The sequence below is a fragment of the Mesorhizobium australicum genome (genome assembly GCF_900177325.1).
GTDB lineage: Bacteria > Pseudomonadota > Alphaproteobacteria > Rhizobiales > Rhizobiaceae > Mesorhizobium_A > Mesorhizobium_A australicum_A.
On the sequence record NZ_FXBL01000004.1, the window covers coordinates 2,275,314 to 2,297,557 of the forward strand.

21 protein-coding genes are annotated in these 22,244 nt (G+C 68.4%); all 21 read left to right on the forward strand.

Features of this window, described 5'->3' with window-relative positions; translation table 11 throughout:
* Window positions 1-52: 52 nt before the first annotated feature.
* Window positions 53-469, forward strand: coding sequence for a phage major tail protein, TP901-1 family (locus B9Z03_RS13640; RefSeq protein ID WP_085464703.1), 417 nt, complete (start codon window positions 53-55; stop codon window positions 467-469).
* Window positions 466-804: a gene transfer agent family protein gene (locus B9Z03_RS13645; protein ID WP_085464704.1), complete on the forward strand. Its 339-nt coding sequence runs from the start codon at window positions 466-468 to the stop codon at window positions 802-804. The genes B9Z03_RS13640 and B9Z03_RS13645 overlap by 4 nt, the downstream gene beginning before the upstream one ends.
* On the forward strand, window positions 708-1,034 hold the full coding sequence (locus B9Z03_RS30420; RefSeq protein WP_280174854.1) for a rcc01693 family protein: 327 nt from the start codon (window positions 708-710) through the stop codon (window positions 1,032-1,034). The genes B9Z03_RS13645 and B9Z03_RS30420 overlap by 97 nt, the downstream gene beginning before the upstream one ends.
* The gene (locus B9Z03_RS13655) at window positions 1,019-1,585 is read left to right on the forward strand and encodes a phage tail tape measure protein (RefSeq protein WP_085464706.1); all 567 of its coding nucleotides are present in this window, start codon (window positions 1,019-1,021) and stop codon (window positions 1,583-1,585) included. The genes B9Z03_RS30420 and B9Z03_RS13655 overlap by 16 nt, the downstream gene beginning before the upstream one ends.
* 167 nt (window positions 1,586-1,752) lie before the next feature.
* A complete protein-coding gene (locus B9Z03_RS13660; protein WP_085464707.1) occupies window positions 1,753-2,403 on the forward strand; it encodes a DUF2460 domain-containing protein in 651 nt (216 codons plus the stop codon).
* A complete protein-coding gene (locus B9Z03_RS13665; RefSeq protein WP_085464708.1) occupies window positions 2,400-3,284 on the forward strand; it encodes a DUF2163 domain-containing protein in 885 nt (294 codons plus the stop codon). The genes B9Z03_RS13660 and B9Z03_RS13665 overlap by 4 nt, the downstream gene beginning before the upstream one ends.
* Window positions 3,281-3,718, forward strand: a complete 438-nt coding sequence (locus B9Z03_RS13670) for an NlpC/P60 family protein (protein ID WP_085464709.1) — start codon at window positions 3,281-3,283, stop codon at window positions 3,716-3,718. Before B9Z03_RS13665 ends, B9Z03_RS13670 begins: the two co-directional genes overlap by 4 nt.
* A 2-nt stretch (window positions 3,719-3,720) precedes the next feature.
* Window positions 3,721-7,602, forward strand: a complete 3,882-nt coding sequence (locus B9Z03_RS13675) for a baseplate multidomain protein megatron (RefSeq protein ID WP_085464710.1) — start codon at window positions 3,721-3,723, stop codon at window positions 7,600-7,602.
* 79 nt (window positions 7,603-7,681) lie between these two features.
* A complete protein-coding gene (locus B9Z03_RS13680; protein ID WP_085464711.1) occupies window positions 7,682-7,888 on the forward strand; it encodes a hypothetical protein in 207 nt (68 codons plus the stop codon).
* A 57-nt stretch (window positions 7,889-7,945) separates the two neighbouring features.
* The gene (locus B9Z03_RS13685) at window positions 7,946-8,233 is read left to right on the forward strand and encodes a hypothetical protein (RefSeq protein ID WP_085464712.1); all 288 of its coding nucleotides are present in this window, start codon (window positions 7,946-7,948) and stop codon (window positions 8,231-8,233) included.
* A gap of 139 nt (window positions 8,234-8,372) precedes the next feature.
* On the forward strand, window positions 8,373-9,038 hold the full coding sequence (locus tag B9Z03_RS13690; RefSeq protein ID WP_085464713.1) for a response regulator transcription factor: 666 nt from the start codon (window positions 8,373-8,375) through the stop codon (window positions 9,036-9,038).
* Window positions 9,035-10,450, forward strand: a complete 1,416-nt coding sequence (locus B9Z03_RS13695) for an ATP-binding protein (RefSeq protein WP_085464714.1) — start codon at window positions 9,035-9,037, stop codon at window positions 10,448-10,450. The genes B9Z03_RS13690 and B9Z03_RS13695 overlap by 4 nt, the downstream gene beginning before the upstream one ends.
* Before the next feature lie 79 nt (window positions 10,451-10,529).
* Window positions 10,530-10,970, forward strand: a complete 441-nt coding sequence (locus B9Z03_RS13700) for a hypothetical protein (RefSeq protein WP_085464715.1) — start codon at window positions 10,530-10,532, stop codon at window positions 10,968-10,970.
* 280 nt (window positions 10,971-11,250) lie between these two features.
* On the forward strand, window positions 11,251-12,369 hold the full coding sequence (ccmI, locus tag B9Z03_RS13705; protein ID WP_085467652.1) for a c-type cytochrome biogenesis protein CcmI: 1,119 nt from the start codon (window positions 11,251-11,253) through the stop codon (window positions 12,367-12,369).
* Window positions 12,369-12,815, forward strand: coding sequence for a cytochrome c maturation protein CcmE (gene ccmE / locus B9Z03_RS13710; RefSeq protein WP_085464716.1), 447 nt, complete (start codon window positions 12,369-12,371; stop codon window positions 12,813-12,815). The genes ccmI and ccmE overlap by 1 nt, the downstream gene beginning before the upstream one ends.
* Window positions 12,816-12,819: 4 nt before the next feature.
* A complete protein-coding gene (locus B9Z03_RS13715; protein WP_085464717.1) occupies window positions 12,820-14,808 on the forward strand; it encodes a heme lyase CcmF/NrfE family subunit in 1,989 nt (662 codons plus the stop codon).
* A complete protein-coding gene (locus B9Z03_RS13720) occupies window positions 14,805-15,275 on the forward strand; it encodes a cytochrome c-type biogenesis protein (protein WP_085464718.1) in 471 nt (156 codons plus the stop codon). Before B9Z03_RS13715 ends, B9Z03_RS13720 begins: the two co-directional genes overlap by 4 nt.
* A 113-nt stretch (window positions 15,276-15,388) precedes the next feature.
* Window positions 15,389-16,963 (forward strand): Do family serine endopeptidase, encoded by a 1,575-nt coding sequence (locus B9Z03_RS13725; RefSeq protein ID WP_085464719.1) that lies wholly within the window; start codon window positions 15,389-15,391, stop codon window positions 16,961-16,963.
* A 186-nt stretch (window positions 16,964-17,149) separates the two neighbouring features.
* Window positions 17,150-17,821, forward strand: a complete 672-nt coding sequence (locus tag B9Z03_RS13730) for a response regulator transcription factor (RefSeq protein WP_085464720.1) — start codon at window positions 17,150-17,152, stop codon at window positions 17,819-17,821.
* 1 nt (window position 17,822) lies between these two features.
* A complete protein-coding gene (locus B9Z03_RS13735; protein ID WP_085464721.1) occupies window positions 17,823-19,229 on the forward strand; it encodes a sensor histidine kinase in 1,407 nt (468 codons plus the stop codon).
* A complete protein-coding gene (locus tag B9Z03_RS13740) occupies window positions 19,226-22,207 on the forward strand; it encodes a bifunctional [glutamine synthetase] adenylyltransferase/[glutamine synthetase]-adenylyl-L-tyrosine phosphorylase (protein WP_432416999.1) in 2,982 nt (993 codons plus the stop codon). Before B9Z03_RS13735 ends, B9Z03_RS13740 begins: the two co-directional genes overlap by 4 nt.
* Window positions 22,208-22,244: the final 37 nt, after the last annotated feature.

A 22,244-nucleotide genomic window follows, 5' to 3' on the forward strand; every position in this document is an offset into this window, starting at 1 on the left:
AAACCCGGGCATGACGGCGCAGATTTTTTAACGTCAGATCAGGGAGACCTTCATGGTCGCACAGAAGGGCAAGGACCTGCTGCTGAAGCTCGACCAGAGCGGAGAGGGCAGCTTCGTCACGGTGGCGGGGCTGCGGACGAAGCGGCTCGCCTTCAACAGCGAGACGGTGGACGTGACGGATTCGGAGAGCGCGGGACGCTGGCGTGAATTGCTCGCCGGCTCGGGCGTGCAGCGGGCTTCGCTGTCGGGCGCGGGCATCTTCAAGGACCAGGCGTCGGATGCGGCGATCCGCAGCGCATTCTTTTCCGGCGCGATCCGCGACTGGCAGGCCGTGGTGCCGGATTTCGGCACGGTGGAAGGCCCGTTCCAGATCACCTCGCTCGAATATACCGGCGCGCATGACGGCGAGGTGACCTTCGAGATCGCGCTGGAATCGGCGGGGCTGGTCGCCTTCGAGGCCGCAGCATGAGCGTGAACCGGCACCGCGGCGAGATCGCGGCGACGTTTGACGGCAAGCCGTTCAGGCTTTGCCTGACGCTCGGCGCGCTGGCCGAGCTGGAGGATGCGTTTGCAGCCGAGGACCTGTCGGCGCTCGTGGCGCGCCTTTCCGCAGGACGGCTGTCGGCCTCGGACATTGTGCGTATCCTCGGCTGCGGGCTGCGCGGTGCCGGACACGCGGTGAGCGACGACGAGGTGCGCGCGATGCGCTGCGAGGACGGCATTGCCGGCTTTGCGCGGATCGTGAGCGAACTTCTGACGGCGACGTTCGGCAGCGCGAAGGAGCGCCCGTCCACGGACCCTTAAGTGCCGCAGCGGGCGCGCCGGCGGCCTTTCCCTGGGCGCAGGCGATGACCATCGGGCTTGGCCTGCTGCGGCTTTCACCAAAGGATTTCTGGGCGATGAGCCCGCGCGAATTCGACCGCGCGGTGCGCGTGCTGTTTCCAGCGGGAGACGGCGCACCCGGCCGTGCGTCGTTCGAGGCGCTGATGCGCCGCTTTCCGGATGAGGAGAAGGACGGATGGACGAAGAGGTGATCGTCTCGGTCAGGGCGGACACGGCGCCGTTTGCCGACGCGCTGGCGGAGCTGGAGGGCCTGGCGGACGCCTTCGGGTCGCAGCTGACCGGAGCGCTGAAGTCGGCGGTGATCGGCGGCAAGGAACTGGACGACATCCTGCGCCGCGTCGCGCTGAACCTCGCGGGCATGGCGCTGAACCAGGGCCTGGCGCCGCTGCAGTCGCTGTTCGGCTCGTTCTTTTCCGGCCTGCTGGGCGGGATCCTGCCCTTCGAGAAGGGCGGCGTGCCGGGGCGCGTGACCCCGTTCGCGGCCGGCGGCGTGGTCGCCGCCCCGACCTATTTCGGCATGCAGGGCGGGCTCGGCCTGATGGGCGAGGCGGGCGCGGAGGCGATCCTGCCGCTGCAACGCACCGCCGACGGGCGTCTGGGCGTGGCGGCGGGCGGCGGTGCGGCCACGCAGACGATCGTGTTCAACGTGACGAGCCCCGACGCGGCCTCCTTCCGCAAGTCCGAGGCGCAGATCTCCGCGATGCTGGCGCGAGCGGCGTCGAGGGGGATGAGGGGGATTTAGGGGAGGCAGTAGGCAGTAGGCAGTAGGCAGTAGGCAGTAGGCAGTAGGCAGTAGGCAGTAGGAAGCATCCTCCCTGCATGTCTTGCCGCGGCTGTTTTGCTGTCCTGCAATCCTTCCCTACTGCCTACTGCCTACTGCCTACTGCCTTCACGACGGGACCAACCACCATGACCGACCTTTCCACCTTTCACGACGTGGTGTTTCCGATTGCCGTGTCCTTCGGGGCGACGGGTGGGCCGGAGCGGCGCAATGAGATCGTCGAGCTGATGTCGGGGCGCGAGACGCGCAATGCGCGCTTTGCCCATGCCAGGCGGCGCTATGATGCCGGAACGGGGCTGCGTTCGACCGACGACCTCTACGATGTGCTCGCCTTCTTCGAGGCGCGGCGCGGCTCGCTGCATGCGTTCCGGTTCCGCGATCCGTTCGACATGACGTCCGGGCGACCGGAGGCGGAGCCGACGCCTCTCGACCAGCCGATCGGCGCTGGAGACGGAGAGACGGCGACGTTCCAGCTCGCCAAGACCTATGGCGATGGAGCGGATGCGTATGTGCGGCCGGTGACGAGACCGGTGGCCGGCAGCGTGCGGGTCGCGGTGGGCGGTGAAGAGGTCGGGGAGGGTGTGGCGTTCATGGTCGACGCCGCGACAGGTGTCGTGACCTTTCTCCCGGGCCATGTGCCGGGCGAGGGCACCGCGGTAACGGCGGGGTTCGCGTTCCATGTCCCGGTGCGCTTCGATACCGACCGGATCGAGGCGAGCCTGGCAAGCTTTCGCGCCGGCACGGTGCCGACCATTCCGCTGGTCGAGGTGGTCGCATGAGCGGCTTCTCGGAGGATTTCCTTGCGCATCTGGCGCGGGATGTGACGACGCTCTGCCACTGCTGGACGGTGGCGCGAACGGACGGGTTTGTCCTCGGCTTCACCGACCACGACCGGACATTGACGGTCGGCGGCGCGTCCTGCGAGCCGCAGAGCGGCATGACCGCGACCGAGGCGCGCGATGCGATCGGGTTGGCCGGCGACGCGACCGATGTCGAGGGCGCGCTGTCGTCAGATGCGATCAGCGAGGCGGACATCGCGGCAGGTCGCTATGACGGCGCCGTGGTGACGACCTATCTGGTCAACTGGCGCGCGCCCGAACAGAACGCGGTGGTGCGCAGGGCGACGGTGGGCAAGATCACACGCGCCGACGGCGCGTTCCGCGTCGAGCTGAACGGGCCGGCGGCGTCTCTGGAGAAGCGCGTGGGGCGGCACTTCCGCCGGACCTGCGATGCGCGGCTGGGCGACGGACGGTGCGGCTTCGACCTGACGCAGGAAGGCTTTCACGGCGCGGGCGCGGTGACGGAGCAGCGAGGCGCGGAAATCGACGTCTCCGGTCTCGATACGTTTGCGGCCAGCTGGTTCGCACATGGCGAACTGAACTGGACGAGCGGTGCGCTCGATGGGCGGACGGCGCGGATCGCGGTGCATCGCAGGGAGGGCAGTCGCGTGACGCTGACGCTCGACGAGGGCGGTGAGGGTGTCGAGACGGGGGATGCGTTCGCGATCGTCGCCGGCTGCGACAAGCGCTTCGAAACCTGTCGAACGAAATTTGCCAACCGACTCAATTTCCGCGGTTTTCCGCACATGCCGGGCAATGACGCGGCCTATGCCTATGTGACCGACGGCATCGAGTTCGACGGCGGGGCGCTGGTGCCGTGAGCGCGGCGGCGGAGAGGATCGTCGCCGCAGCACTTGGCTGGCTCGGCACGCCCTATCGGCACCAGGGTGCACGGAAGGGCGTGGGCTGCGACTGCCTAGGCCTGGTGCGCGGCGTGTGGCGCGAAGTCTATGGCGCGGAAACCGAGGCGCCTGGGCCTTATGCCGCCGACTGGGCGGAGACCGGCGAGGGCGATCCGCTGATGGCAGCGGCGCGCCGGCATTGCCGGGAGAAGGGGCAACGGCCCGTCGCGGCCGGCGACCTGCTGCTCTTCCGCATCCGGCCAAGGTTGCCGGCGCGGCATTGCGGCATCGCGGTCGCGCCGGACCGGTTTCTCCATGCATATCAGGGCCATGCGGTGGTTTCCTCGCCGCTCGACCCGCACTGGCGCCGCAGGCTTTGCGGCACGTTTTCCTTTCCGGACCTTCGAGGCTGACCATGGCGACATTGATCCTGCAGGCCGCCGGGGCGTTTCTCGGCGGCTTTTTCGGCACGACCGGCGCGGCTGTGCTGGGTGCAGCGGGATCGATGGCCGGCTACCTGATCGACCGAGCGCTGATCAATTCGACGCTGCATCGCGAGGGGCCGCGGCTCGATGCGATGCGGCCCTTCACCGGCGAGGAGGGCGCGCCGATGGCGCGTGTCTACGGCGCGGCCCGCATCGGCGGCACGCTGATCTGGGCGACGCGCTTCGAGGAAGCGAGCCATACCGAGCGCCAGGGCTTCAAGGGCGGCGCGCGGACGACGACCTATTCCTACTTCGCCAATGCCGCCTTCGGCCTGTGCGAGGGAGAGATCGCCGGCATCCGCCGTGTCTGGGCCGACGGGCGCGAGGTGGATCTGAGCGAGGTCGAGATCCGCATCCATCGCGGCGGCGAGGGGCAGATGCCCGACACGCTGGTGGAGGCGAAGCAGGGGGAGGGCAAGACGCCCGCCTATCGGGGCACGGCCTATGCGGTGTTGGAGCGCTTTCCGATCGGCGACTATGGAAACCGGCTCCCGCAGATGCAGTTCGAAGTGCTGCGGCCGATCGGCGATTTCGGCGCGCGGCTCACGGCGGTGGCGCTGATTCCCGGCGCGACAGAGCACGGGCTGGCGAGCGAGCGCGTCACCAAGACGATAAGGCGCGGCGAGACGGAGATCGTCAACCGGCACGTGCTGTTCGCAGAGACCGACATCGACGCCTCGCTGGACGAGCTCGCCATGCTCGCGCCGAACCTGAAGCATGTGGCGCTGGTGGTGACCTGGTTCGGCGACGATCTGCGCGCCGGCGCATGCGACCTCTATCCGGCCGTTGTGGAGGCGGAAGGGCCGTTTCTCGGCACTGGCTGGAGCGTGAACGGGCTGAGCGCGGCCGACGCCAGGACGGTGTCGCAGCATGGCGGCGCTGCCTATGGCGGCACGCCGTCGGATAGGTCCGTGGTGCAGGCGATCGAGGCGATCAAGGCGCGGGGATGGGAGGTGACGCTCTATCCGTTCGTGATGATGGATGTGCCGCCCGGCAACGGACTGCCGGACCCGCATGGCGCGACAGAGCAGGCGGCCTATCCCTGGCGCGGGCGGATCTCGTGCTTTCCGGGGCCGGAGCAGGAGGGCAGCGCGGACGTGACGGCGACCGCGCGAGCGCAGGTCGAGGCCTTCTGCGGCGCGGCGGAGGCGGGCGAGTTTGCCGATGGCGACGACACGGTAATCTTCGCCGGCGACGCGGACGACTGGGGCTATCGCCGGCTGGTGCTGCATTATGCGCACCTGGCGGCACTTGCCGGCGGCGTCGACGCCTTCCTGATCGGCTCCGAGCTGCGTGGGCTGACGACCCTGCGCGACGGGGCGAACGCGTTTCCCTTTGTCGAGCAGCTGGTGGCGTTGGCGGCCGATGTGCGCGGCATCCTCGGTGGTGGCACGAAGATTACCTACGGCGCGGACTGGAGCGAGTATTTCGGCCATCACACGGCGGGCGGCGACGTATTCTTCCACCTCGACCCGCTGTGGGCGAGCGGGAACATCGATGCGCTGGGCATCGACAACTACATGCCGCTGTCGGACTGGCGCGACGAGGATTTTGCCGGAGGCAATCCGGATGGTTTTGCCTCACCCTACGATCGCGACGGGCTGCGGCGCGGCATCGCCTCGGGCGAGGGCTTCAACTGGTTCTATCCGGACGCCGAGGCAAGGCGGGTGCGGGAGCGGATGCCGGTCGCGGACGGGCTGGCGGGCAAGGATTGGGTATTTCGCTACAAGGACCTCCGATCGTGGTGGTCGAACCGGCATTTCGATCGCGTCGGCGGCGTGGAGAGTGCGGAACCGACGGCGTGGGAGCCGCGGTCCAAGCCGCTGTGGTTCACGGAGCTGGGCTGTGCCGCCGTCGACAAGGGGCCGAACCAGCCGAACGTCTTTCCGGACCCGAAATCGTCGGAAAACGCGCTGCCCTACTTTTCGAACGGCGGGCGCTCCGACCTTGCGCAGCGGCGGTTTCTGGAGGCGCATCTGCGCCATTGGACGCCGGGCGGGGAGGATTTTGTCGAGACGGACAATCCGGTGTCGGACGTCTATGGCGGACGCATGCTCGATGCGGAGCGGGTCTATGCCTGGGCCTGGGACGCGCGGCCGTTTCCGGCCTTTCCGCTGGAGCGCGAGGTGTGGCGCGATGGCGAGAACTGGCTCGCCGGCCACTGGCTGAACGGCAGGCTTGGCGCGGTCGAGATCACCGACGTGATCGAAAGCGTCTGTGCCGAATGCGGGCTCGAGGTAGATGCGCGGGCGGCGGACGGTATGGTGGCTGGTTACGTGCTGCCGCAGCCGGGCAGCGGGCGCGACGCGCTGTCGCCGCTGGTCGAGCTGTTCGATCTGGCGTTCGATGCGTCGGGTGCTGCGCCGCGCTTCGCGACCATCGGCGCGTCGGCGGAGCCGGCCTTCGCCATCGACGATCCGGTGTCGGCGGGCGAGGGACGGCCGGCGATCGAGCTCACGCGGCCGCCGGACCTGGAGCTTCCGACCGAGGCGCTGCTGGGCTTTGGCGATCCGCTGGACGACTATCAGTCGGGCGCCGCGCGCGCCGCACGTGGGGGCGGGCAGAACGTCGCCAGCCTCGACCTGCCGGGCGCGATCGAGGCGGGGCAGGCGGAGGCGCTTGCCGCGGACTGGCTGCGCCGCGCCTGGACCGGCCGCGAGACGGCGCGGTTTGCGGTGCCCGCGCGGCAACGCGCCCCGAGGCCGGGAAGCCTGGTGGCACTGCCCGGCCGGGCCGGGGGCGAGTTCGTGGTGAGCGCCATCGAGGAAGGGCTGACGCGGCAGATCGAGGCGCGGCGCATCCTGCGCCTGCCGCCAGCGCCCGACCGGGCAAGATTGCCGGCGAAGCGTGCGACAGGCAGCGCACAGCCCGGCGCGCCGCTGGCGCTGTTCCTCGACCTGCCGTCGGCGGGCGGCGAAGCCGCGTACGAGCGCTTCAAGGTCGCGGCCCATGCCAAGCCCTGGACGACGCAGCAGGTCTATTGCTCGCCGGAGGAGACCGGGTTCGAGCTGCGCGCGACGCTGACGCGTCGCGCCACGATCGGCGAACTGGCGCAGGCCTTGCCGCCCGGCGCGGAGGGCAGGCTAGACGAATTCGGCGCCGTGGTCGTGCGGCTTTACGCCGGCGCGCTGGCGAGCGTGCCGCTGGCGCAGATGCTGAACGGCGGTAACGTGATTGCCATCCGCTCGGCGGCCGGAAGCTGGGAGCTCGTGCAGTTCGCCGATGCCGAGGAAATCGAGCCAGGCGTCTGGCGGCTGACGCAGCTCCTGCGCGGCCAGCTCGGCACCGCCGATGCGATGACGGCCGGCGCGGCGATTGGCGCGGATGTCGTGCTGCTGGACAGTGCCGTGCAGTCGGCGGGGCTGCGCGAGGGCGAGGCGGGGCTGGAACTGTCCTGGCGGGTCGGCCCGGCCGGGCGCGAGTTCGGGGCCGACATGACGGTGACCGAGACCCATATCGGCGGCGCGCGCGCCGGCCTGCCGCTGTCGCCGGTGCATCTCAAGGCCGAGAGGCAGGCGGACGGCGGCTTCGTCTTCACCTGGGTGCGGCGCGGGCGGCTCGACGCGGACAGCTGGACGGGCGTCGAGATCCCGCAGGACGAGCCGTTCGTGACCTATGTGCTGCGCATCGGCGAGCCGGGCGGCGCGGCCGCGCGGCAGGTCGCTGTCGGCGAGCCGTCATGGACCTATGCGGCCGCGAGCATCGCCGCGGATTTCCCGGTGCTGCCGGACGAACTGGAACTCGACGTGCGGCAGCTCGGCCGTGCAGGCGAGGGCATCGCCGGCCGGCTTACATTCGCGACCGCCGGCTGAGCTACGGCCAACCGGACATGTGACGGGCCCGGATCGAACCGACCGTTCCAACAGACCATCCCAACCAAGGAGACGACCCATGACCACGGCAAAACCCTGGTACCTCTCGCGCACGATCTGGGCCTCGATCGTGGCCGTGCTGTCTGGAGGGGCAGGCTATTTCGGGATTCCGATTGGCGGTGTGGAGAACGGCGAGCTGACGGACGCGCTGCTGCAGGCGGTGTCGGCTGTGGCGGGGCTGGTGGCGATTTTGGGGAGGCTGGGGGCGAAGGATCGGATTGGGTGAGGTCCATGCCGTCATCATTCATTCCCCGTTCAGCCGATCTGCGCTAGAACGCTGGCCATGAACACGTTCCACACCCTCAGGCGCGCCATGATCGTGCTGCTGCTTTCCGCCTCGGCGGCGTTCGCCGCGCCGGTGGCGGCACCTCTCGATGCGCCGGTGCTGGCACAGCCAGTCGCTGCGAACTGTAACGCGATCGCGCAGCAGATGGCGGCGCAGTATGGCGGCAAGGCGCGGGCGACGCTGCAGAACCGTGGCGGCCAGCAGGTCTGCGTCGTCGTTATCGTGGTCGAAGGCAAGAACGGCCAGCGCGCGCAGCGGATCGAGCAGGTCGTGCCGGCGAATTGAGGCCAATTGCGCGAACGGCGGTCGGGCGCGGCGGGGATTTGCTGGCCGTTGGATGCGCGGCCGTCCGGTTTGCAAGCGAATGGCCGGATCCCGGCCGAATTGCCGCCGGCCGGTCGCATGAGGGAACAGAGGGGGACGAATGCGAATTCTGGTCGTCGAGGATGACAAGGAGCTGAACCGGCAGCTGGCGGAGGCGCTGGTCGACGCAGGTTATGTCGTCGACCGCGCCTATGACGGCGAGGAGGGGCATTTCCTCGGCGACACCGAGCCGTATGACGCGGTGGTGCTCGACATCGGCCTGCCGCAGATGGACGGCATCTCCGTGATGGAGAAATGGCGCCGCGAAGGGCGCAAGATGCCAGTGCTGATGCTGACCGCGCGCGACCGCTGGAGCGACAAGGTCGCCGGCATCGACGCGGGCGCCGACGACTATGTGACCAAGCCGTTCCATATCGAGGAAGTGCTGGCGCGCATCCGGGCGCTGATCCGCCGCGCGGCGGGGCATGCCTCGTCCGAGCTGGTCTGCGGGCCGGTCAGGCTCGACACGGCGGCCTCGAAGGTCGACGTCAACGGCAAGCCTCTCAAGCTCACCTCGCACGAGTTCCGCCTGCTTGCCTATCTGATGCACCATGTCGGCAAGGTCGTGTCGCGCACGGAACTGGTGGAACACCTCTACGACCAGGATTTCGATCGCGATTCCAACACGATCGAGGTGTTCGTCGGCCGGCTGCGCAAGAAGATGGGCATCGACATGATCGAGACTGTGCGCGGCATGGGCTATCGCCTGCGCGAGCCCGATGCGTGACCGGCGAGACGCAGGGCGCTGAGCTGGGCGCGCGGCGGCCGACGATCTGGCTGCCGAAATCGCTCGCCACGCGCGTCATCACCTTCTCCACCATCTGGGCGATCCTCGCGCTGGTGGTCATCGCGACCGTCGTCTCGGCGCTGTTCCGCGAAGCCTCCGAGCGCGGCTTCGACAGCCTGCTGTCGGCCAATCTCTTCAACCTGGTGGCTTCCGTCGGCGCGGACGAGAACGGCAACCTGACCGGCACGCCGGAGCTCGGCGACGAGCGCTACCTCACGCCCGATTCCGGCTGGTACTGGTCGGTTGAGCCGCAGACGGCGGGGTTGAAGGGGGATCTGCGCTCGACTTCGCTGCTTGCGACGATCCCGGCCCCGGCGGTGGCGGAAGTGCCGTTCGGATCGGGCTTCCAGCGCCGCTACGAGGCGGCCGGGCCGAACGGCCAGAGCCTTGCGGTGCTGGAGACGGAAGTGGTGCTCGGCGCGCCGGACCGCATCGCGCGCTATCGCGTGATGGGAAATCTCGACGATCTGAACGCCGAAATCTCCTACTTCAACCAGCAGCTCTACACCTATCTGGCGCTGTTCGGCGTCGGCATGATCGCAATCAATGCGGCCGCGATCTGGCTGGGTCTGCGCCCGCTCGGCCGCGTGCGCGAGGCCTTGCAGAGCGTGCGCGAGGGCACGGCGAAGCGGCTGGACGGAACGTTTCCGGCCGAGATCGAGCCGCTGGCCAACGAGACCAATGCGCTGATCGAGAACAACCGCCGCATCCTGGAGCGCTCGCGCACGCAGGTCGGCAACCTGGCGCACTCGCTGAAGACACCGCTGGCGGTGCTGACCAATGAGGGCCACGCACTGGGCGGCGAGAAGGGCCGGCTGATCTCCGAGCAGACCGGCGCGATGAAGCAGCAGATCGACCACTACCTGCAGCGTGCGCGGATCGCCGCACAGCGCGAGAGCGTGGTGTTCCGCGCCCCGGTCGTGCCGGTGCTGGACCGGATGACGCGGGTGATGGCGAAGCTCAACCCCAAGATCGACGTCGCCTTCGAGCACGAGGGCGGCGACACGGTCTTCGCCGGCGAACGCGAGGATCTGGAGGAGATCGCCGGCAACCTGCTCGAGAACGCGATGAAATGGGGCCGGACGCAGGTCATGGTCACGCTGGCCGATCCGGCACCGGATGCGCCAGACTGTTTCGTGATGACGGTCGAGGACGACGGGCCCGGAATTCCCGAGGACAAGGCGCGCGAGGCGCTGAAGCGCGGCCGCCGGCTTGACGAATCCAAGCCCGGCACCGGGCTGGGTCTCGCCATCGTGTCCGACCTGGTGGCGGAGTATGGCGGGACGCTGCGGTTGGAGCGATCGGAACTCGGCGGGCTTCGCGCCGTTGTGCAAATGCGAAAAGCCGCATGACAGCGGAACAAAATTAGGACAAACATCGCCCATAGGGCTCCGCGAAGACGCGATCGCGGACGCATCGGAACCGGATGGAATGAGAATATCGGCAGGGATAGTCGCGGTCGCGCTGGCGCTTGGCGGGTGCGCGACCAGCAATACGGGTGCATCGGGCGTGTCCGGCTTCGCCGGCCAGCCGACGCGTCCTTCCGCCCAGCCGGCCGGACAGGCGATCATCAAGGCGATGGCCGGCGGCCTGATCGGCGGCAATGTCGGAACCGGCCTGTCCAGTAACGAAAAAGTGCAGGCGCTCGAGGCAGAGTACCGCGCGCTCGAATATTCGCAGCCGGGACAGCCGGTGGCCTGGGGCGACAAGGGCTCCGGCCGCTACGGCGAGGTGGCGGCGGCGCAGCCCTATCGTGTCGGCTCGCAGGATTGTCGGCAATACACGCATACGGTGACGCTCGGCGGCGCGCAGAACGTTGCGCGGGGCACGGCCTGCCGCAACTCCGACGGCAGTTGGACGCCTCTGACCTAAGAGACTGCTTGGAAACGCGCTCTGGCGGCCATCTGATGGCGTTTTCTGCGCTTCCAGTGCTCACGGACCCAAATGTCCGCTCCGCTCGTCGCTGAAGCGACCCCGAAACCACCACCATATCACTCGCCAGAACGCGTTTCGAAACAGTCTCTGACCCTTTGCGGCAGATCAAAGCGGTGCGCCGTGCGCCCGCATAGGGACATCATCGTTCGCCACAACCGGCAAAAGGCCGCATCCCGCCTCTGTTGGCAGGGGAAGGGGCGATGGCTAAATGGTGCCCATGCTGTTCTGGATCGCCGCCGCCGCGCTGACGCTGGCCGCCTGCCTGGCGGTGCTGGTGCCGTTGACGCGCCAGCGCGCGGCCGCCGTTGCCGGCGGCCATGACGTCGAGGTCTATCGCGACCAGTTGCAGGAGGTCGAGCGCGACGCCGCGCGCGGCGCCATCGAGACCTCGCAGGCCGAGCAGGCCAAGGTGGAGATTGCCCGCCGGTTGCTGAAGGCCGACGCCGATGCGCGGTCGACGCGCGCGGCAGGCCAGGGGGGCATGGTACGTGCCGCCGGACTTGTCGGCGTGCTCGTCATTCCGCTGGTGAGCTGGGGCCTCTACACGACGATCGGCGCGCCGGGTCTGCCGGGCGAGCCGCTGGCCGAACGCATGGCGCGAAACCCTTCGGAGAGCACGGTCGACGAGCTGGTGGCGCGGGCCGAAAAGCACCTTGCCGACAATCCCGACGATGCGCGCGGCTGGGAAGTGCTGGGCCCCGTCTATATGCGCCAGCAGCGTTTCGCGGATGCCGCGACAGCCTGGCGCAACGCCATCCGGCTCGCAGGTTCCAACGCACAGCGCGAGAGCGCGCTCGGCGAGGCGATCGCAGCCGCCGCCGGCGGCGTGATCACCGCCGAGGCGCATGCAGCCTTCGAACGGGCGCTGGCGCACGATCCGAACGAGCCGAAGGCGCGCTTCCTGCTGGCGAGCGGCCTGGCGCAGGAAGGCAAGATCGCGGAGGCCGCGGAGGGCTGGCGGATGCTGAAGGCGGCTCTCCCTGCCGACTCGGGCTGGCACGAGCCGGTCGACCGCGCGATCGCGGAGGCCGAGGAACGGCTTGGGGCGCCAGCGGCGAAGGGCCCGGACGCGGATGCTGTGGCCGCCGCGAACGAGATGTCGCCGCAGGACAGGCAACAGATGATCGAGGGCATGGTGGCCAGCCTCGACGAGAAGCTGCGCGCCAATCCCGACGACCTGGAAGGCTGGCAGCGCCTCATTCGTTCCTATGTGGTGCTGGGCCGCGCCGACGATGCGAGGGCCGCGCTCGGGCGGGCGCTGGCCGGTCTCGAAGGCGACAAGAAGGACCAGGTGAGCGCGTTCGCAGCGGAGCTCGGGGTGAAGGTGGACGGCTGATGACCAGGAAGCAGAAACGGCTGGCGGTGATCGCGGGCGCGCTGGTGTTTCTCGGCGCCGCGACGGGGCTGACCTTCTACGCGCTCGGCCAGCGCACCTCCTATTTCTACATGCCGGCGGATCTCGCCGACAAGCCGGTGGAGCCCGGCCAGCGCATCCGCCTCGGCGGGCTGGTGGAGAAGGGTTCGATCCAACGCGGCCAGGGCACGGAGGTCGAGTTCGCGGTGACCGACCAGATCAAGGTGGTCAAGGTCGTCTACAACGGTTTGCTGCCCGACCTCTTTCGCGAGGAGCAGGGCGTGGTCACTGAAGGCACGTTCGACGCCCGGGGCGTCTTCGTGGCGGACAGCGTGCTCGCCAAGCACGACGAGAACTACATGCCGAAAGAAGTGGCCGACAGCCTGAAGGAAAAGGGCGTCTGGCAGCAGACAGGCGACGGAAGCTGAGCAGATGGTCGAGATCGGACATTTCGCCCTCGTTCTCGCCTTCGCGCTGAGCCTCGTTCAGGCAGCGCTGCCCTTCATCGGCGCGCGCACACGCCAGGACCGGCTGATGGCGGTGGGGGGGCCGGTGGCCGTGACCGCTTTCGCGATGACGGCGCTCGCCTTCGTGTCGCTGGCCTCGGCCTATGTCCAGTCCGATTTCTCCGTGCTGAACGTCTGGGAGAACTCCCATTCGGCCAAGCCGCTGCTCTACAAGATCACCGGCACGTGGGGAAACCATGAGGGCTCGATGCTCTTGTGGGTGCTCATCCTTACTTTCTTCGGCGCGCTGGTCGCCGCCTTCGGACGCAACCTGCCGGCGGTGCTGAAGGCGGACGTGATCTCGGTGCAGGGGCTGATCGGCGCGGCCTTCTTCCTGTTCGTTCTCACCACGTCCAATCCGTTCGTGCGGCTCTCGCCGGCGCCGATCGAGGGCAACGACCTCAATCCGGTGCTGCAGGACGTCGGCCTCGCGATCCATCCGCCGCTGCTCTATCTCGGCTATGTCGGCTTCTCCGTCTGCTTCTCCTTCGCCGTCGCGGCGCTGGTGGAAGGACGGATCGATGCGGCGTGGGCGCGCTGGGTGCGGCCCTGGACGCTGGCGGCCTGGATATTCCTCACCGGTGGCATCGCGATGGGCTCCTACTGGGCCTATTACGAGCTCGGCTGGGGCGGGTTCTGGTTCTGGGATCCGGTCGAGAACGCTTCGTTCATGCCCTGGCTCGCGGGCACGGCGCTGCTCCACTCGGCGATCGTGATGGAACGGCGCGAGGCGCTGAAGATCTGGACGATCCTGCTCGCGCTGCTCGCCTTCTCGCTGTCGCTGCTCGGCACCTTCCTGGTGCGCTCGGGCGTCCTGACATCGGTGCATGCGTTTGCGACCGATCCGACGCGCGGCGTGTTCATCCTGGCGCTGCTCGCCTTCTTCGTCGGCGGCTCGTTCTCGCTGTTCGCGTTCCGCGCGCAGTCGCTGCAGGCCGGCGGCCTGTTCCAGCCGATCTCGCGCGAGGGCGCGCTGGTGTTGAACAACCTGTTCCTGACCACGGCGACGGCGACCGTCTTCGTCGGCACACTCTATCCGCTGGCGCTGGAGGCGCTGACGGGCGAGAAAATCTCCGTGGGGGCGCCCTTCTTCAACCTTACCTTCGGGGCGCTGATGGTGCCGCTGATCGTTGCCGTTCCCTTCGGGCCGCTGCTGGCGTGGAAGCGCGGCGACCTCTTCGCGGCGGGCCAGCGCCTGTTTGCGGCAGCGGGAGCGGCAGTGCTGGCCGGTCTCGTCGCGATCTTCTTCGTCGACGGGACGACGGCCTTTGCCGCGATCGGCTTCGGGCTGGCGACCTGGCTGCTGATCGGTGCGGCGACCGACCTGGTGCTGAAGGCCGGCATCGGCAATGTGAGCGCCTCGGTCGCGCTGCGCCGTTTCACCGGCCTGCCGCGCTCGGTGTTCGGCACGGCGCTGGCGCATTTCGGTCTGGGACTGACCGTGCTCGGCGTGGTCGCGGTCAGTTCGCTCCAAGCAGAGCGGATCGTCGCGATGCAGCCGGGAGAGACGGTCGCGATTTCGGGCTATGTGCTGAAGTTCGACCGCATGGAGCCGGTGCGAGGCCCGAACTACACCGAGGACAGGGCGCATTTCGCCTTGTCGAGCGTGGGTGGTCGCAGCCTCGGCGAGATCATCTCCTCGAAGCGCGTCTACACCGCGCGGCAGATGCCGACCACGGAGGCGGGCATCGCGACGCGCGGTTTCAGCCAGGTCTATGTCTCGCTCGGCGACCCCGCCGCCAACGGCGGCACGGTGGTGCGCGTCTGGCACAAACCGCTCGTGACGCTGATCTGGATCGGCGCGCTGGTGATGATGGCCGGCGGAGTGATGTCGCTTGCCGACCGGCGCCTGCGGGTCGGCGCGCCGGCCAAGCGGAAGCTCAAGGCTGCGCCTGCCGGGGTGCCCGCCGAATGAGGGGCTGGCGTCTTTTGATCCTGCTCGCGGCGCTGTTCCTTGCCGTGCAGCCTCTGGCTCTGCGCGCGGTGACGCCGGACGAGGTCCTGCCCGATCCGGCGCTTGAGGCGAGGGCGCGCGCCATCTCGGCCGGCCTGCGCTGCATGATCTGCCAGAACCAGTCGATCGATGAATCGGACGCGGACCTCGCACGCGACCTGCGCGTGCTGGTCCGCCAAAGACTGGTCGCGGGCGACACGGACGATGAGGTGATCGCCTACGTCGTTTCGCGCTATGGCGAGTTCGTGCTGCTCAAGCCGGTGTTCAACTGGCGGAACGCGCTGCTTTGGGGCACGCCGGTGCTGCTTCTCCTGGCGGGCGGAGGCTATATCCTGCTCGCCTCGCGCCGCAGACGGCCGGTGCCCGCCGAGGCTCTCTCCGACGAGGAGAAGGCGGCGTTGGCCGCGGCGCTGCGGCGGGAGGAGTAACCAGCCTCGCCAACATTACGAAACTTTCATTTCCCGGAAAGAACGCCGTAATGTGACTGCCTCTATCTCTCATGTCCGACGGTGCGCAGGGCGCATCAGATTCTGGAAAGGACATGATCGAGATGAGCAACGTTTCTTCCCCGGCGAGAAAGCGACTGCTGGCTGCGGCCGCTTCCCTCGCGATCGCCGGCGCGATTGGCGTCGGCGCGGTGACCAGCGCGACGATCCCCGTTTTCGCCGAGGCAGTGCGGGTCGATGCGCCCCAGGCTCCCGGCTTCGCCGACGTGGTCGAGAAGGTCTCCCCGGCGGTGGTGAGCGTGCGCGTCAAGTCGCGCATCGAGTCCGCCTCCGACGATTCCGGCTCGCTGTTCGGCGGCCCCGGCGGTGGTTTCTTCAACGGTCCCGGTTTCGACGAGCTTCCGGACAACCATCCGCTCAAGCGCTTCTTCCGCGAGTTCCGCGGTGACGGAGGCCCCCGTGCCGAAGGTCCGCGTTCCGAGCGTCGCGAGCAGCGCCGCCAGGAACGCCGCGCCGAGAGGCTGCGCCCCTCCTCGCAGGGCTCGGGCTTCTTCATCTCCGAGGACGGCTACCTCGTCACCAACAATCACGTCGTGAACGGCGGCGCCGAATACACCGTCGTGATGGACAATGGCGACGAGCTCGACGCCAAGCTGATCGGCACCGACGAGCGCACCGATCTGGCCGTTCTGAAGGTCGATGCCGAGCGCAAGTTCACCTATGTCGCCTTCGCCGACGATTCGAAGATCCGCGTCGGCGATTGGGTCGTCGCGGTCGGCAATCCGTTCGGCCTCGGCGGCACGGTGACGGCTGGTATCGTGTCGGCGCGTGGCCGCGACATCGGCGCCGGCCCGTACGACGACTTCATCCAGATCGACGCTGCGGTGAACCGCGGCAACTCCGGCGGCCCGGCCTTCAACCTCAACGGCGAGGTGGTCGGCATCAACACGGCGATCTTCTCGCCGTCCGGCGGCAATGTCGGCATCGCCTTCGCCATTCCCGCGACCACGGCCAAGGATGTCGTCGCCAAGCTGATGGATGGCGGCTCGATCCAGCGCGGCTGGCTGGGCGTGCAGATCCAGCCGGTGACGGACGAGATCGCCGAATCGATCGGCCTCGACAAGCCGCGCGGCGCGCTGGTGAGCGAGGCACAGGCGGACGGTCCGGCCAAGGCGGTCGGCATCGCGGCCGGTGACGTGATCGTCTCGGTCGACAAGAAGCCGGTCGCCTCGCCGCGTGAACTCGCCCGCCTGGTCGGCAACATCGACCCCGGCAAGAACGTGGCCGTAGAGGTGTGGCGCGCCGGGAAGTCGCAGACCTTCGACGTCAAGCTCGGCACGTTGCCGGGTGCGCAGGACCGCGCCGATGCGACCCAGGACAAGGCTGCGCCCGAGACCGGTTCGCTGGAAGGCTTCGGCCTGACCGTCACCAAGGCGGAAGACGGCAAGGGCCTCGTCGTGACCGACGTCGAAGCCGACAGCGAGGCCGCCGATCGCGGCATCCAGGCGGGAGACGTGATTACCGCGGTGAACTCGAAGGAAGTCTCCAGCGCGGCCGATGTCGAGGCCGCGGTGCAGGAAGCCTCGAAGGCCGGCCGCAAGGCAGTGCTGTTCCAGGTGAGCCGCGACCAGACCAACCGCTTCGTCGCCCTGCCGGTGGCGCGCGGCTGACGGATCCAGAAGCCGGCCGCTTGTGAGGAGCGGTTGGCTTCGCGGACAGGCGCGGGCCGTTCGACTCTCGCGCCGGCGGCAGCGGGCTCCCCCATCGCCCGCTGTCTGCTTTTCAGTGAGGTCGATCGCGAGATCGGGCGGAATGGGCAGCCCTGCTTTTTCCGCCAGATCGCCTATATGTGACACATGAAGATTCTGGTGATCGAGGACGACCGCGAGGCGGCGGAATATCTGGAGCGGGCGCTCACCGAGGCCGGCCACACCGCCCATGTCGCGCGCGATGGCGAGACGGGCTTCAGCCTGGCCGATTCGGGCGACTACGACATCCTCGTCATCGACCGCATGCTGCCGCGGCGCGACGGCCTATCGGTCATCGCCGGCCTGAGGGCGCGCGGCAACGAGACGCCGGTGCTGATCCTCTCCGCGCTCGGCGAGGTCGACGACCGTGTGACGGGACTGCGCGCCGGCGGCGACGACTATCTGACCAAGCCCTATGCCTTTTCCGAGCTCCTGGCGCGCGTCGAGGTGCTGAAGCGGCGCGCGAATTCGCGCGACAGCGAGACGACCTACCGGACCGGCGACCTCGAACTCGACCGCCTGTCGCATGCGGTGCGGCGCGCCGGCAAGGAGATCGCGCTGCAGCCGCGCGAGTTCCGCCTGCTCGAATATCTGATGCGGCATGCCGGGCAGGTGGTGACCCGCACCATGCTGCTGGAGAACGTCTGGGACTATCATTTCGACCCGCAGACCAACGTCATCGACGTTCACGTCTCGCGCCTGCGTTCGAAGATCGAGAAGGGCTTCGAGAAGCCGCTGCTCCACACCGTCCGCGGCGCGGGCTACATGCTCCGGGCCTGACATGGGCCGACTGCCCGCGATCTTCCGCACGACGGCCGCCCGGCTGTCCGCGCTCTATCTCCTGCTCTTCGCGGCGTCGGCGCTGGTGCTGGTTGTCTATATGACGTCGCTGTCGACGCGCATGCTGACCGACCAGACTCGCGAGACGATCCTGGAGGAGGTGCTGTCGCTGTCGCGCTTCTACGAGAGCGGCGGCCTGTCGCGGCTCGTGCGGGTCGTGTCGCAGCGTTCGCGCCAACCCGGCGCCTATCTCTATCTCCTGACCGATCCCAACGGGCGTCCGCTTGCCGGCAATGTCGAAAGCCTGGAGCCCGGCGTGCTGGAGACGGACGGCTGGACCGAGCGTCCCTTCTCCTATCGTCGCTACGGCGATGCGAACAGCCAGGCCCAGACGACGGACGGCCACAGGGCGATCGCGCAGGTGGTGCGACTGCCCAACACCATGATCATCCTGGTCGGCCGCGACCTCGGCGAGCCGGAGCAGTTCCAGCTCGTGGTTCGGCGCGCGCTGACGGCGGCGCTGGCGCTGATGGGCATCGGCGCGTTCTTCATCTGGTTCTTCGTCGGCCGCCAGGCGCTGCACCGCATCGACAGCATTTCCGACGCCTCGAAGCGCATCATGGGCGGCGACCTTTCCGGCCGGCTGCCGGTGACGGGCACGGGTGACGAGTTCGACCGGCTGTCGGAGAACCTGAACGGCATGCTCGCCCGCATCGGCGCGCTGAACGACGGCCTGAAGCAGGTCTCCGACAACATTGCGCACGACCTGAAGACTCCGCTGACCCGGCTGCGCAACCGCATCGAGGCGACGCTCGCTGGCTCGCGCACGGAGGCCGAGTATCGCGAGGCGCTGGAGGCGGCAATCGCCGAATCCGATCAGCTCATCCGAACCTTCAACGCGATCCTGATGATCTCGCGGCTGGAGGCCGGCTATTCGGCGGAGGCGACGGACGAGGTCGATCTCGCCGCGATCCTGCGCGACGTGGTGGAACTCTACGAACCGGCCGCGGAGGAGGCGGGCGTGACGCTGACCGCCGAGGAGAATGCGGAGGCAAAGATCGCCGGCAACAGGGAACTGATCGGCCAGGCGCTGTCCAACATCGTCGACAACGCGATCAAGTATTCCGCCGGCGCCGAGGGCGGGGCGAAAGTGACCGTGTCCATCGCCCGGCAGGATGGAAACTTCCGTCTCGGCGTCGCCGACAACGGGCCGGGAATCCCGCCCGAGGACCGCGTGCAGGCGACGGAACGCTTCGTGCGGCTGGAGAAGAGCCGCTCGCAGCCCGGCTCGGGCTTGGGGCTGAGCCTTGCCAAGGCGGTGATGACATTCCACGGTGGCAGCCTGGAACTGTCCGGGAGGGAGCCCGGGCTGCTGGTGGAAATGGTGTTTCCGCGTCAGGGGGGATGATGGCAAAGGCAGCGGCCGCGAAAGAGGCGGCGGGGGAGGGGAACTGGTTCGGGGCCGTGCCGGCGCGGCTCGTGCCGCTCGACGCGGGGGCGGCGAAGGCCGAACTTGCCGACCTGATCTCGAATGCCGACGAGGTGGGGCTGGACGGTCTCGTGGCCGATCTCTCGCGCGGTGGCGCGACAGTGGATTTCCTCGCGGCGGCGCTCGACCTCTCGCCTTTCCTGCGCGACAGCATGCGCCGCGCGCCGCAGATACTCGACCATCTGCGCGCTGTGCCTGCGCCCAAGCGGATCGACGCGATCCTGAAAGAGGTGGAAGCCCTCGGCCGCGCGCCGGAGATTTCCGAGGCAAGGCTGATGGCCGAGCTCAGGCGGATGAAGACGGAAGCGCATGCGCTGATCGCGCTGTGCGACCTCGCGCGCGTGTTCGACGCCGAGACCACCGTCCGCAGGCTGAGCCGGCTTGCCGATGCGGCGATCGGCGCGGCGGTCTCGTTCCTGCTGCGCGACGCCCACAACCAGGGCAAGATCGCCCTGCGGGATCCGTCCGACCCGTCGAAGGAGTCCGGCTGGATCCTGCTTGCGATGGGCAAGCTCGGCGCGCATGAGCTCAACTTCTCCTCCGACATCGACCTGATCTCGTTCTTCGACCCGGAAGCGCGGGCGATCACCGATCCCTACGAGGCGAACGAACTGTTCGCGCGTCTGACGCGGCGGCTGGTGCGTATCCTCCAGGATCGCACCGAGGACGGCTATGTCTTCCGGACCGACCTGCGGCTCCGGCCGGACCCCGGCTCGACGCCGCTGGCGATCCCGGTCAGCGCGGCGCTGCACTATTACGAAAGCCGCGGCCAGAACTGGGAGCGCGCGGCGATGATCAAGGCGCGGCCGGTGGCCGGCGACATCGAGGCGGGCAGCGCCTTCCTTGCCGAGCTGAAGCCCTATGTCTGGCGCAAATACATGGATTTCGCCGCGATCGCCGATGTCCATTCGATCAAGCGGCAGATTCATGCCCACAAGGGCCATGGCGACATCGCGGTGAAGGGTCACAACGTCAAGCTGGGGCGCGGCGGCATCCGCGAGATCGAGTTCTTCGTCCAGACGCAGCAACTGATCGCCGGCGGCCGTTTCCAGGAACTGCGCGGCCGCGAGACGGTGGCAATGCTGGGCGAGCTCGCGAACCGCGGCTGGATCTCGCCCGAGGCGCGCGACGCGCTCGCCAAGCAGTACTGGTTCCTGCGCGACGTCGAGCATGCGATCCAGATGGTGGCAGACGAGCAGACGCATCTGCTGCCGGAGGATGACGAGGGCCTGGAGCGCATCGCGCACATGCGCGGCTACAAGGATGCGGCGTCGTTCTCCGCCGATTTCCGCACTTCGCTGCAGGTGGTGGAGAGCCACTACGCGGCGCTGTTCGAATCTGCCCCGCAGCTTTCGACGGACGTGGGCAATCTTGTCTTCACCGGCGATGTCGACGATCCCGACACGCTGCAGACGCTGTCGCAGCTTGGCTTCGAGCGGCCGAGCGATATCTGCCGCGTCATCCGCACCTGGCATTTCGGGCGCTACCGGGCGACGCAGTCGGCCGAGGCGAGGGAACGGCTGACGGAGTTGACGCCCGCACTCCTGCAGGCCTTCGGCAACACGCGCCGCGCCGACGAGGCGCTGATGCGTTTCGACGCCTTCCTCGCCGGACTGCCGGCGGGCATTCAGCTCTTCTCGCTGCTTCAGTCGAACCCGGCGCTCCTGAACCTTCTGGCGATGATCATGGGCGCAGCACCTCGGCTGGCGGCGATCATCACCAAGCGGCCGCATGTCTTCGACGGCCTGCTCGACCCCATGCTGATGGCGGAACTGCCGGACCGGCGCTATCTCGCCGGGCGTCTCGGCGCCTTCCTCGAGGGCGTGAGCCTGCACGAGGAGATTCTCGACCGGCTGCGCATCTTCGCGGCGGAGCAGAAGTTCCTGATCGGCATCCGCCTGCTCACGGGCGCGATCGACGCGACGCGCGCCGGCAAGGCGTTTTCCGACCTCGCCGACCTCACCATCGGGGCGGCGCTGGAGGCCGTCCGCGCCGAGTTCTCGATCCGGCACGGCAGGGTGGCGGGCGAGAAGGTGGCGCTGCTCGGCATGGGCAAACTCGGCAGCCACGAGCTCACCGCAGGCTCCGACGTCGACATGATCCTGCTCTACGATCATTCGGATGCCGCCGAGGAGTCCGGCGGCGAGAAGCCGCTGGCGCCGGCGCTCTATTTCACGCGGCTGACCCAGCGTCTGATCGCGGCCGTCTCGGCGCCGACGGCGGAGGGGGTCCTCTACGAGATCGACCTGCGCCTTCGGCCTTCCGGCAACAAGGGTCCGGTCGCCACCCACATCGCCTCGTTCCGCAAATATCAGCGCGAGGAGGCCGAGACCTGGGAGCACATGGCGCTGACACGGGCGCGCGTCGTGGCGGGTGACGCTGACTTCGCCGCCGCGATCGAGAAGGAGGTCGCGAGCGTCGTGGCAGCACCTCGCGATTTCGCCTCCGTCGCCCGCGAGGCGCGACAGATGCGGGCGCTGATCCAGAAGGAAAAGCCGCCGGCCGACGAATGGGACCTGAAGCTGGTGCCGGGCGGGCTGATCGACCTTGAGTTCATCGCGCAGGTCGCGTCGCTGATCGACCGCGTCGACGGAGACGGCAGGACCACCGCCACGGCCGAGGTGCTGCGCCGCCTCGCGGACGATTTCGCCGGTCCGCAGGTTCGCGGCGACCTCTTCGAGGCGCATCGACTTTATACGGGCCTCACGCAGGTCATGCGGCTCTGCCTGACCGGAAACCTCGATCCCGCCGATATTCCGCCCGGTTTGTCCGATCTACTCATCCGCAGCGCCGATGCGCCGGACATCGCTGTCCTGCGCGCGCTGCTGAAGGACACGACAGGGAACGTACGAAAGCACTTCGACGGTCTCCTGACGGGAAAATCCGCGGCACGGTAATGGAAATGACATGATCCGGTCCCCATGTGCGGATCAG